The sequence below is a fragment of the Anaerolinea thermophila UNI-1 genome (genome assembly GCF_000199675.1).
Taxonomy (GTDB): Bacteria; Chloroflexota; Anaerolineae; order Anaerolineales; family Anaerolineaceae; genus Anaerolinea; species Anaerolinea thermophila.
Window position 1 is genome coordinate 2,745,561 of record NC_014960.1, and the last position, 12,097, is coordinate 2,757,657.

At 56.5% G+C, this 12,097-nt stretch carries 12 protein-coding genes and 1 pseudogene; 7 read left to right on the forward strand and 6 right to left on the reverse strand.

The window, feature by feature from the left end; genetic code table 11:
- Window positions 1-34: 34 nt before the first annotated feature.
- The 5 genes from dnaJ to ANT_RS12500 form a co-directional block, all read right to left on the reverse strand.
- A complete protein-coding gene (dnaJ, locus tag ANT_RS12480; RefSeq protein WP_013560885.1) occupies window positions 35-1,150 on the reverse strand; it encodes a molecular chaperone DnaJ in 1,116 nt (371 codons plus the stop codon).
- A gap of 111 nt (window positions 1,151-1,261) precedes the next feature.
- Window positions 1,262-3,157, reverse strand: coding sequence for a molecular chaperone DnaK (dnaK, locus tag ANT_RS12485; protein WP_013560886.1), 1,896 nt, complete (start codon window positions 3,155-3,157; stop codon window positions 1,262-1,264).
- A gap of 15 nt (window positions 3,158-3,172) precedes the next feature.
- Window positions 3,173-3,784, reverse strand: coding sequence for a nucleotide exchange factor GrpE (gene grpE, locus ANT_RS12490; protein WP_049784905.1), 612 nt, complete (start codon window positions 3,782-3,784; stop codon window positions 3,173-3,175).
- A 41-nt stretch (window positions 3,785-3,825) separates the two neighbouring features.
- Window positions 3,826-4,884, reverse strand: coding sequence for a heat-inducible transcriptional repressor HrcA (gene hrcA / locus ANT_RS12495; protein ID WP_013560888.1), 1,059 nt, complete (start codon window positions 4,882-4,884; stop codon window positions 3,826-3,828).
- A 122-nt stretch (window positions 4,885-5,006) separates the two neighbouring features.
- Entirely contained in the window at window positions 5,007-5,990 is a 984-nt protein-coding gene (locus tag ANT_RS12500; protein WP_013560889.1) for an aldo/keto reductase, read from the reverse strand.
- A gap of 148 nt (window positions 5,991-6,138) precedes the next feature.
- On the opposite strand from ANT_RS12500, the gene ANT_RS12505 reads away from it, so the two are divergent.
- From ANT_RS12505 to ANT_RS17900, 7 genes and pseudogenes are all read left to right on the forward strand, one after another.
- Window positions 6,139-7,317 (forward strand): coiled-coil domain-containing protein, encoded by a 1,179-nt coding sequence (locus ANT_RS12505; RefSeq protein WP_013560890.1) that lies wholly within the window; start codon window positions 6,139-6,141, stop codon window positions 7,315-7,317.
- A gap of 7 nt (window positions 7,318-7,324) precedes the next feature.
- Complete coding sequence (gene selB / locus ANT_RS12510; protein WP_013560891.1) at window positions 7,325-9,217, forward strand: selenocysteine-specific translation elongation factor; 1,893 nt, start codon at window positions 7,325-7,327, stop codon at window positions 9,215-9,217.
- A 42-nt stretch (window positions 9,218-9,259) separates the two neighbouring features.
- On the forward strand, window positions 9,260-10,330 hold the full coding sequence (locus ANT_RS12515; RefSeq protein ID WP_197534064.1) for an L-threonylcarbamoyladenylate synthase: 1,071 nt from the start codon (window positions 9,260-9,262) through the stop codon (window positions 10,328-10,330).
- 148 nt (window positions 10,331-10,478) lie between these two features.
- Entirely contained in the window at window positions 10,479-10,796 is a 318-nt protein-coding gene (gene rplU / locus ANT_RS12520; protein WP_041455032.1) for a 50S ribosomal protein L21, read from the forward strand.
- Between the two features lie 5 nt (window positions 10,797-10,801).
- Entirely contained in the window at window positions 10,802-11,077 is a 276-nt protein-coding gene (gene rpmA / locus ANT_RS12525) for a 50S ribosomal protein L27 (protein WP_013560894.1), read from the forward strand.
- Window positions 11,078-11,154: 77 nt separating this feature from the next.
- Window positions 11,155-11,364 (forward strand): annotated as a pseudogene (rpmE, locus tag ANT_RS17895) (50S ribosomal protein L31); the annotation flags it as partial.
- Window positions 11,347-11,631, forward strand: coding sequence for a DNA-directed RNA polymerase subunit alpha C-terminal domain-containing protein (locus ANT_RS17900; RefSeq protein ID WP_269447660.1), 285 nt, complete (start codon window positions 11,347-11,349; stop codon window positions 11,629-11,631). The pseudogene rpmE and the gene ANT_RS17900, both read left to right, overlap by 18 nt.
- A gap of 87 nt (window positions 11,632-11,718) precedes the next feature.
- Here ANT_RS17900 and acpS read toward each other — a convergent pair whose 3' ends face one another.
- On the reverse strand, window positions 11,719-12,096 hold the full coding sequence (acpS, locus tag ANT_RS12535) for a holo-ACP synthase (protein WP_013560896.1): 378 nt from the start codon (window positions 12,094-12,096) through the stop codon (window positions 11,719-11,721).
- Window position 12,097 lies beyond the last annotated feature (1 nt).

A 12,097-nucleotide genomic window follows, 5' to 3' on the forward strand; every position in this document is an offset into this window, starting at 1 on the left:
AAGGGCGCTATGCTCAGCGCCCCGGAATTTAGATTTAGAAAAAGTCTCGCAAGCGTTCGAAGAAATTTTTTTCCTGCGGCTTCACTTCGCTCCCTAAGGTTTGGGCTAACTGTTCAAACAGGCGGCGTTGTTCCTGGGTCAGGCGGGTAGGCACTTCCACATTGATAATCACCAGTTGGTCGCCGCGCCCATTGGAACGAAGATGAGGCACACCCTTGCCCTTCAGAGTGAATACTTTGCCGGGCTGAGTTCCGGGGGGAATGCTCAGAGTGGTCTTGCCGTCAATCGTTGGCACTTCCACCTCAGCGCCCAGGGTTGCCTGGGCTATGTTGATGTTCAGATTCAATAGAATATCATCCTGCTTGCGTCGGAAATAGGCATGCGGTTTAACCTGAATCTCAATGTACAGGTTGCCATTGGGGCCGCCATTGACTCCGGGCTGACCTTCACCTGCCAGGCGGATTTGTTGTCCGCTGTCGATACCAGCCGGAATGGCAACCACTTTGCGCACCGTCTTGCGCTCCAATCCCCGCCCGCGGCAGGTTCGGCAGGGTGAATCAATAACCTCTCCGCTGCCATTACAGGTCGGGCAGGTAATCACCTGTACCATGGAACCCAAAATAGTCTGGCGCACCTGGCGCACTTCGCCGCGCCCGCCGCAGGTCACACAGCGTTGAGGGCGCGTGCCCGGCTCGGCACCGCTGCCCCGGCAGGACGAGCAAATCTCGTCGCGGGTAAACTCGACTTCTTTCTCGCAGCCAAAAACGGCTTCTTCAAAGGTCAGGGTAAGGGTGGTATTCAGGTCCGCGCCACGGCGCGGTGCATTGCGGCTGGCACGGCGACTTCCCATACCAATGCCAAAGCCAAACAATTCCTCGAAGATATCGCTCAGGTCAATGGTGGAGAAATCGGGCATTCCGCCCATGCCGTTCAAACCGGCATGTCCATAGCGGTCATAAGCGGCGCGCTTTTCGGCATCCGAAAGCACCGCGTAGGCTTCGTTGATTTCTTTAAACTTCTCTTCAGCATCCGGGCTCTTGTTGACATCCGGATGGTACTGACGTGCCAAATTCCGGAAAGCAGACTTGATCTCTTCCGGTGTAGCCGTTCGTGGAACACCCAGTACTTCGTAGTAATCTCTCTGTGTCATAGTCACCACTAAGCGAGTGGCCTTTTTCTTAAGACCACTCGCTGAATTGTATCACGATTGAGGGATTCCCCTCATCCACATTGTCCAACGAGGGGAATCCCGCTTCAATGTTTACAGATTTTTAAACTCGCCATCCACGACGTTATCACCGCCGGGTTGGGTTTCGCCGGTTGCGCTGCCTGAGCCGTCACCACCCGCAGGCGCGCCACTCTGATACATGCTGGCACCCACTTTCTGCACCAACTGCATCAAGGCATCGGACTTGGAGCGGATATCGGCAATGTTGTCGCCATTCATGGCATTGCGCACCTGCACAATTTGCTCATTCAACTGCTTCTTCAGATCTTCAGGGATCTTCTCTCCCTGTTCGCGGAGCAATTTCTCGGCGGTGTAAATGGTATTATCCGCCTGATTGCGGGTCTCGATGAGTTCCTTGCGGCGGCGGTCCTCTTCGGCATGGGCTTCGGCTTCCTTGCGCATGCGCTCAATTTCGGCTTCGCTCAACCCGGAAGACGCCGTGATGGTGATATGCTGACTGCGGCCGGTGGCTTTGTCCATGGCGGTCACTTTGAGGATACCGTTGGCGTCGATATCGAACGTCACCTCAATTTGCGGCACACCGCGCGGCGCCGGCGGGATGCCATCCAGGATGAAGCGGCCCAGCGATTTGTTATCCGCCGCCATGGGGCGTTCGCCCTGCACCACATGGATTTCCACCTGGGTTTGTCCATCAGAAGCGGTGGAGAAAATCTGGCTCTTGCGGGTGGGAATGGTGGTGTTGCGCTCAATCAACGGCGTGGCTACACCGCCCAGCGTCTCCACCGAGAGGGTCAGCGGGGTGACGTCCAGCAAGAGGATATCCTTAACTTCACCACCCAGCACACCCGCCTGGATTGCCGCGCCCACTGCCACTACCTCATCGGGGTTGACGCCCTTGTGCGGTTCTTTGCCGAACATGCGGCGTACGGCTTCCTGCACCGCGGGCATGCGGGTCATGCCACCCACCAGCACCACCTCGTGGACATCCCCGGGTTGTAAACCGGCATCCTGCAAAGCGCGGCGCACCGGTTCGAGAGTGCGCTCGACCAGATCGCCGGTAAGTTGCTCCAGTTTAGCACGGGTGAGGGTCATCACCAGATGCTTGGGACCAGAAGCATCAGCGGTAATGTAGGGCAGGTTGATCTCGGTCTGAAGCATGCTGGAGAGTTCAATCTTGGCTTTCTCGGCGGCTTCTTTCAGACGCTGAAGCGCCTGGCGGTCGTTGCGCAGGTCAATGCCCGTCTCATTCTTGAATTCATTAATTAGGTAATCCATGATGCGCTGGTCGAAGTCGTCACCGCCCAGGAAGGTATCGCCGCTGGTGGAACGCACCTGGAAAACGCCATCGCCCACATCCAGAACGGAGATATCGAACGTGCCGCCGCCCAGGTCGTACACGGCAATGACTTCGTTCTTCTTTTTATCCAAACCATAAGCCAGCGAAGAAGCCGTCGGCTCGTTGATGATGCGCAACACTTCCAAACCGGCAATCTTACCGGCATCCTTGGTGGCATTGCGCTGGGCATCGTTGAAGTACGCCGGAACGGTAATCACCGCCTGCGTTACCGGCTCGCCCAGATAGGCTTCGGCATCGGCTTTGATTTTCGCCAGAATCATGGCGGAGATTTCCGGGGGCGAGTACTCGCGTCCATCCAGAATCACACGCACATCTCCATTGGGGGCTTTGGTGACTTTGTAGGGAACGCGGCTGATGGTGCGCTGAACTTCCGGATCATCGTACTTGCGCCCCATGAAGCGCTTGATGGAGAAAATGGTATTTTCGGGATTGATGATTGCCTGATTGCGCGCAGGGCGTCCAACCAAACGTTCGTGATTCTTGTTGTACGCCACCACCGAAGGTACCAGGCGCTCCCCTTCCGCCGAAGGGATGACGACCGGCTCACCGCCCATCATGACGGCTGCCACAGAGTTAGTAGTTCCCAGATCAATTCCAATGATTTTTCCCATGGTAAATTATGCCTCCTATCGCGCTACTCGCACCCTTGCGGGTCGTAAAACACGGTCTCCCAGTGTATAACCATCCTGTAAAACCTCGATAATCTGCCCGCTCTCATGCTCGGGGCTTTCCTCATACGTAATGGCTTCATGCCGCATGGGGTCGAACATTTCCTGCTCGGCAGGGATGCGCTGAATACCTTCGGCGTCCAGAATGCTTTGCAGTTTGCGGTAGATCAGTTCAATACCATCCGCCCAGGAAGCGGCTTCGCCATCTTTGGGGCGCATCTTCATGGCGCGACTCATATCGTCCAGAATGAGCAGGTATTTTTTGAGAATCTCGCCGGTAATATTCTGGGCAAGGGTTGCCTGCTCCCGCTCGATGCGCCGCTTGTAATTGGAAAAATCCGCCCGTTCGCGCGCCCAGCCCTCAATATACTCTTTTTGCTTGCCTTCCAGTTCGCGAATGTACTCCTCCAGGGCTTTGACCCGCTGGCGCAGGGCTTCAACCTCCTCTTTTAAAGCCTCTCGTTCTGCCGTCTCAGCGGTTTGGGCAACCTGTTCGGCATCAACTGAAGCGGCAGGTTGAGTTTCGGACACAACACTCTCCGCTTCGGGTTTGGTTTCTTCTTGTTTCACTGTTTTACTCCGTTTGCTCATGGTATCACCCACGCCAAAAGTTAGTTGGTGTGATTTTCATCCTCCACCAGCGTTTCAGCAACCAGATCGCTGAGCAATCCCGCCAGAAAACGCAGGGTGGAAATTGTCCGTCCATATGCCATGCGCATGGGCCCCAGCACTCCCAGGGTCCCCGTCGCCTGCCCCGGCACGCCATAACGGGTGAGAAGCAGGGAACTCTGCCGCAAGTCCTCCCAGGTGCCTTCACCTCCAATCAGCACCTGAACCCCACCCACCGAATTGGTTGCAAATACCGTGCGAGCCAGCAGTTCCTGCAACAGCGAGCGTTCCTCCAGCAGACGAAGCGCCCGACGGGCTTCTTCGGAGTTAGAAAATTCAGGCTCTGCCAGCACATTGGTCAACCCATCGGTGAAGATTTCTCCCGCAATGGTGCGTTCGGTCTTGTCCAGATCTTCGACCACATAACCAAGAACATCGTATTCCAGCCCATCGAAGCGGCTTCGCACGGCGCGGATACCGTCCGCGTCGCAGTCTTGCAGTTGACGGGTGATGCGTTCCGCCGCCTCAGAAAGTTTTTCCTGCGGAATCGGCTCAGAAAGCGTGAGGATGCGCTGACGAATCTCACCCCCCACAATCACCAGCACCATCAACACCTGCCGCCCGCGGGTGGAAATCAATTCCAGATGTTTTAAGCGCGCCCGTTCAGGGTGCGGCGCCGTCACCAGAGAGGCGGCACGGGACTGATGCGCCAGCACGCTGGCGGCAAGGCGCATCCACTGCTCCACATCCGTGCCCATCTGATAAAACTGGTGGGTAATGGTGTGGCGTGTGGAATCGGGAAGGGCTGTTTCCTGCATCAACCGTCCGACAAAAAAGCGGTAGCCCTCTTCGGTAGGCACCCGTCCCGCCGAAGTGTGCGGCTGACGCAGGTATCCCATCTCGGTCAGCGCCGCCAGTTCGTTGCGCACGGTGGCAGAAGACATATCCAGTTTATACTGCTCCACCAGGGTACGCGAACCCACCGGCAGTGCCGTGCGCACATATTCATGCACCACCAGCGCCAGCAGGAATTTCTGTCGTTCGGTCGGTTCTCTGTTCATGGCTCTCTCTAAATTTAGCACTCTAACACGTAGAGTGCTAAAAACTCGAAAATAATCATACCATGCTCAAAGGGCATCGTCAAGCAGGGCATCCCTTCTTTAATAAAATTCTGATAAACCCTTTACATGCCCTTACCGCGGGCTTCTTCGGTGCGGTCGGTAGCAGGTGGCGGTTCCGGAGAGAGCGATGAGATTTCCGCACGCAGTTCGGGTGTCATCTGAATTTGGAGCGACAGGAGTGACTCTTCCAGTTGAGCCAGATTGCGCGCCCCGATAATCGGCGCTGTCACCGCCGGGTGGCTGCCCACCCACGCCACTGCCAGCGCCGCGGGAGAGTAGCCCCGCTCGCGCGCAAAATGCACAAAGCGCTCGGCAACCTCATACATCCATTCATCGCCATAGCGCACCTTGTAGATGGGATGCTCCACCAGTCTGCCCTGTTCCGGGCGGGAAGTTACACCGTATTTTCCTGTCAGCAAGCCAGCCCCCAATGGGCTGTAAGGAATCACCCCCAAACCTTCAGAAAGCGCCAGCGGGAGGATTTCCACCTCTGCCTGGCGTTTGACCAGATTGTACATGGGCTGAATCACCGCAAACGGCGACCAGCCATAACGCGCCGAGATGCCCAGCGCCTTGGCAATTTGCCAGGCGGCAAAGTTGCTGGCGCCCAGGTAAAGCACCTTGCCCGCCTGCACCAGATCATCCAGCGCGCGGAGCGTCTCTTCTAACGGTGTGAGTTCATCAAAACGGTGGATGAAATACACATCCAGATAATCGGTGCCAAGACGGCGCAGACTTTCCTCTACATTAAGCATAATGTTACGGCGGGTTGCGCCGCGCGCATTGACATCCTGGTTGGGCGGAAAATACACTTTGCTGGTCAAAATCACTTCCTGACGATGCCCTTTGACAAAACGCCCCAGCAGTTCTTCGGACTTACCACCATTATAAATATTGGCACAGTCGAAAAAGTTAATTCCCGCCTCCCGACAGCGGCGGTACAACGCGGCAGAGGTTTCTTCATCGGCATCGCCGCCAAAGGTCATCGTGCCGAAACACAACTGGCTGACGCGCACACCCGTTCGACCCAACAAACGATATTCCACAGCACACCTCCAAACAGAACATTATGGATAAGAAGATTGTAGCACAGGCAAATCTTTCCGCAGTTGTACACGCACCTTAGTTGAATAAGGTATAATTTTTTCGACTCAAACAGAAAATTTGTGGACCCTCGAACAGGAAAACACCCCCATGGATCTTGAACAACTGCAAAAACGAATTGAATGGTTGGAAGGCGAGCGTCGCAAAGACAAAGCCATTATTGATACCCTAGAGCAACGACTGGCAAGCCTGGAAGCAGGGCTGCCCGATGTGCAGAGCAAAGTTAAAGAACTGGAAGGCGAAGTTTCCCGCCTGAGTACCCTGTCAACCCGTTTCGACCAGATAGACGCCGCCATTCTGCAGGTACGCAGTGAATTTACCCGCACCATTGAGAACATCGAACGACTGCGTGCCGAGTACAACCGAGACATGGAGAAGGTGCGTCAGGATGACCTGGACACCTTCAACCGCGCCATCGGCGAACTGCGCAAGAACATCGAAATTTTGCCGGAACTGCGCAAGAATCTGCAGGCGCGCGTGGAAGAGGACTTCCGCCTTTCCCGTTTGATTGAGGGGTTGGAAGTGAAACTGGTGGAATCCCGCAGATCCGAAGAAGAATACCGTCGGGCGCAAAAGCTCATCGAAGAAGCTCAAAAACAGGAAACCAAGCGCATGACCGACCTGCAGGGCGAGGTTTCTGCCATTCGCAAACGGCTGGAAGAACTGCGCGGTAAAGTGGAATTGCTCTCTGATGGAAGCCGTAAACTGGAAACCCGCCTGACAGAAATTCAAACCGCCGAAAGCGAGCGCCGTCAAGCCCAAACCGCCTTCATAGATAAGGTCAATATGATGCAGGTGGAACGCGAGCGCATCTGGAAAGACTGGCAATCGCGCTTTGAAGCCATCGAACGCCTGGCGCAGGGGCTGGATACCCAGGCACAGGCGCTGGACAGCACCCACCGCGCAGTCAAACGCGCTCAGGAAGCCTTTGAGGAAATCACCCAGAAGTTCGAGCGGCGCATCAACGAAATCACCGAAATGCAGCGCTTGACCGAGGAACGCTTCCGTCAGGAATGGATGACTTTCCGCGCCGACGATCAGAAACGCTGGACAAACTACACGCTGGTGCAGGAAGAACAACTGCGCGAAAACGCCCGTCAAAACGAGCGTATTCAGGACCAACTTACGGCATTGCAGGACGCCCTGCAGGACATCAACGATACCCTGCACAATATCACCCAGGAAACGCAGAAACGTCTGCAAACTCTGCTGGCATTGGCGCATCAGTGGATGGAAGAGTACGACCGCACCTTTGGACGGGGCGGATAAGTCAATTATGCGCGTCATCGGCACGGCTGGTCACGTTGATCATGGGAAATCCACGCTGGTTGCTGCCCTCACCGGCATTCATCCTGACCGATTGAAGGAAGAGCAAGAGCGCGAGATGACCATTGACCTCGGCTTTGCCTGGATGACCCTGCCATCCGGCGAGTCGGTGGGGATTGTGGACGTGCCGGGACATCGCGATTTCATCGAAAACATGCTTGCCGGTGTAGGGGGCATTGATGCGGCTTTATTCGTTGTAGCAGTGGACGAAGGCATCATGCCACAAACCCGCGAACACCTTGCCATTCTGGATTTACTGCAAATTCCCGCGGGAGTGATTGCCCTGACCAAAGCCGATCTGGCACCCGATGCCGAATGGCTGGATTGGGTGCGTGCGGATGTGCAACATGCTGTACACGGCACGGTTCTGGAAAATGCCCCGATTGTCCCTGTTTCAGCCCGGACGGGTGAAGGGCTGGCTCAACTCGTCAGCGCGCTGGAAGCCTGCCTGGCTCAGCAGCCACCCCGCCCCGACCTGAAACGCCCCCGACTGCCGATTGATCGCGTCTTTACCATCTCGGGCTTCGGAACCATCGTCACCGGCACCCTGCTGGATGGCAGTTTTCGCGTGGGCGAGGACGTGGAAATCCTCCCCGGTGGACTGCGCGGACGCATTCGCGGACTGCAAACCCACAAAACCAAAGAACAAACGGCTGTGCCGGGAAGCCGCACCGCCATCAACATCAGTGGTGTGAACGTCGATGAGGTACGCCGCGGGCAGGTGGTGGCACACCCGGGGACGTATCAACCCACCCAGGTGCTGGACGTGCACTTTCGCCTGCTTCCTGATCTCAGCCTGCCCCTGCGCCATTCCAGCGAGGTCAAACTTTTCCTGGGCAGTGCTGAAGTCATTGCGCGTGTGCGCTTGCTGGGCAAGGAGGTCTTAAATCCCGGCGAAGAGGGCTGGCTTCAACTGGTATTGCGCGAGCCGGTGGTAGCAGTGCGTGGCGACCGCTACATCCTGCGGCGTCCATCCCCTGCCGAAACTCTGGGTGGCGGCGAGGTGCTCGATCCGCATCCCCCCAAACTGTACCGCCGCTTTGACACGGCAGTTCTCCAGCGCCTGCAAGCCCTACGGGAAGGCAACCCGGAAGAAATCGTTCTTGAAGCCTTACAGCGTGCGGGAATTGCGCCCTTGAAAGAGGCACTCAGCCACACCCGAATGAGTTCCGAACGCTTGGCCCCCGCATTACAGTACTTGCTTGAAAAAGAAAGCGTGGTTTTACTCGAAGAAGGTGTCCCCTCTCCGGAAAGCGACCTGCTGGCAACTACCCGGGAAAAATGGCAGATGGAATGCGACCGCTTGCAAAAGGAAATGCAAGCCTTTCACTCCCGCTTTTCTTTGAGACGCGGTATTCCCCGCGAGGAATTGAAAAGCCGCTTAAAAATGCCGGCACGGGTTTTCAATGCCTGCTTGAGACGCTGGGTACAGGAAGGACGGCTACGGGAAGAGGGCACCTCTCTGGCTTTGCCTGCTTTCAAGGTACAGTTTACCCCTCAGCAACAGATGCTTATTGACCGCCTGCTGAACCGGTTTGCCTCGGCACCCTTTACGCCTCCCTCGGTCAGAGAAGCACAGACAGAGGTAGGTGAAGAAATCTATCAGGCGCTGGTTGAAAGTGGCAGGCTGGTACAGGTCTCGCCGGATGTGGTCTTCCGCAAGGAAGATTACGACACCATGCTCGACTGGGTCAAGCGTCACTTTCAACACTCCCCTACCCTCACCGTCATAGAATTTCGCGACGCGCTGAATACCACCCGCAAATACGCGCTGGGCTTTCTGGAGCATCTGGATACTATCGGGGTCACCGTGCGAGAAGGCGATTACCGCAAACTGCGCTGAGCCAATTTGCGAAAATGGCTTCGGGCTGGTATGATTGGGCGCGTGACACGTCGCATTTTTGTCGATTCTCATTCCCCGGCACTGGATGCCCTGCTGGAAGCCACCGAATGCCTGCGAAGCGGCGGGCTGGTGGCATTCCCCACTGAAACCGTCTATGGATTGGGCGGTAACGCCCTGGACGGCAGAGCCGTTCAACGCATCTTCGAAGCCAAAGGACGCCCGGCAAACGACCCGCTGATTGTCCATCTTCCTTCGGCAGATGCACTCCCCATGGTGGTAAAAACTATCCCGACCATCGTATCCACCCTGGCAGAGCATTTCTGGCCCGGGCCCTTGACCCTCATCCTGCCCCGCGGAGACAACGTACCTCTTTCTGTCACTGCCGGGCTGGATACTGTAGCCGTGCGTGTGCCATCTCATCCGGTGGCGCAGGCACTGTTGCAAATGAGCGGGTTAGCCATTGCCGCTCCTTCGGCAAACCGCTTTGGCGGCGTCAGCCCCACCAGTGCCGAGCACGTCCTGCGCGATCTGGAAGGGCGCATCGAGATGGTACTGGATGGCGGCTCCACTCCTATCGGCGTGGAATCGACCGTGCTGGATATCACTGCTCCCATCCCTCGCATCCTGCGTCCGGGGGGAATTTCCCGCGAAGCGCTCGAAGCGGTTTTGGGACGGGTGGAATTACTGGAAAGAAAAGCCTCTCAGGAAGAAGCCCAAGCCTCGCCGGGCTTACTGGATAAGCATTACGCTCCTCATCATGCCCGCCTCATCCTGCTGGAAATTCCCCAAACGCAAGAGTTATGGGAAGAATTTACCCATCAGGTCGCTCAAGCAAAGAAAGAGGGCTTACGGGTGGGAGCGCTTGTGGCGGATGAAGACCTGACCTATCTGGATGCTCATTTTCCTGCACTGGCTCGGCTGGCGCTGGGCTCGCTGAGCGATCTGGCGGCGGTAGCCCGCAACCTGTATGCGGGGATGCGCGCCATGGATGAAGCCGGAATCGATATTTTGCTGGTACGCGATTTTGGCACCGGTGGTTTAGGGCTTGCAATCCGCGATCGGCTGTACCGCGCCGCCAGTCAAATCATCCGCCGCGCTCAAAACGGCGCTTGACAGACTCCTTATTCATCAGTATAATTCCCCTTCGCCCCGGGCAGGTCTCTGGCTGGGGTAAAAATCTGTTTCCCCAACTTCCCCTTGGGTCGGCGGGAGAAAGACAACAACGCGGATACCAAGGCGAAGTGAAGATTGAGGAGTGTGTATGAAGTACGCAATTGTTGAATCGGGCGGCAAACAGTACAAAGCCGTCGAAGGTGACACGATTGAAGTGGACCTGCTCAAGGTTGAACCCGGGCAGTCGGTCAAACTGGATCGTGTCCTGTTGCTCGTAGATGGCGAGCAGGTGTCGGTGGGTGCGCCGGTGGTGAAAGGCGCAGCGGTGAATGCAACCGTGGTCGAGCACTTCAAGGGACCCAAACTGATCAACTTCCATTATCGCCCCAAGAAGCGCATTCGCGTCAAGACGGGTCACCGCCAAACGTATACCCGTTTGCTGGTAAATTCGATTGAAGCGGAGTAAGAGATATGGCGCACAAGAAAGGTGGCGGCTCCAGCCGCAATGGACGTGACAGCAATTCCCAACGCCTCGGCGTGAAACGCTATGCGGGGCAGAAAGTGCTCTCGGGCAATATTCTGGTTCGCCAGCGCGGTACCCGCATTAAACCGGGGCTGAATGTGAAGGTTGGCAAAGACGATACCCTCTTCGCAGTGGCTGATGGGATCGTCGTCTACAAAACCCTGCCCAACGGGCGCAAGATGGTTTCGGTTATCCCCGAACCGGAAGCCCCTGTGACTGAGTAAAATTATTACCTCGCATCCGGCACCGTCCCGCTTTTCCGGTGAAAGAAAGACGGATTGCCGGTCGAAAGGAAAAGAGCATGAAGAAAGACATTCATCCTACGTACTACCCCGACGCACAGGTCATTTGCGCTTGCGGCAATACCTGGACGACCGGCTCAACCAAGAAAGTGATCCGCACCGAAATTTGCTCCAAGTGCCACCCCTTCTACACGGGTGAGCAGACCCGCATTGTGGATACTGAAGGACAGGTTGATCGCTTCTACCGCAAACTGCAGGCGCGCCAATCCTTTGCAGAGCAGAAAAAAGCCCGCGAAGAAGCGCGCACTTCACTGGAACGACCCATTGCCTCGCTTAACCTGGGCACCCGCCCCACAGAAGCGCTGGCAAAGGCTGGCATCACCACCGTCGGGCAGGTCATTGCCCTCCTGGAACAGGGCGAAGCGGCTCTGCTCAATGTTGAAGGTTTTGGGCGCAAAGCGCTGATTGACTTGAAGAAAACCCTGCGCGGTCTGGGCTATCAATTGCCCGCTGCCGCAGATGAAATCGCTGTGTAGTTCCTCCTCCTTGTCTCAATGAAAGAACGTGCCCCCTTGAGGGGCATGTTCTTTTTTGGGATGAAAGGCTTTCTGTCGTTTCCGATTTCACTCCCTGCCTTCGCCCAAAGCCACCGCCATGGCTACCGCATGGGTGCGCCCATGACTGATGCTCACCGACCAGGTGGTGAGTCCCAGCAAGCGGGCTACTTCTGCGGCTCTGCCGTGGAGATACAACACCGGCGCGCCGCTGGCATCGCGGCGGATTTCGATATCCTGCCAGGAAACCGGACCGATTCCCGTCCCCAGGGCTTTGGAAACGGCTTCTTTTGCGGCAAAACGCCCGGCAAGACTGGCATACGACCCCCGCGCCAGTTCAATCTCCAGCGGGGTAAATACCCTGCGGATAAAACGCTCGCGGATGGCAGGATTGACCTGCTCCAGGCGCTGAATTTCGACAATATCCACACCGGTACGCAGAATCATT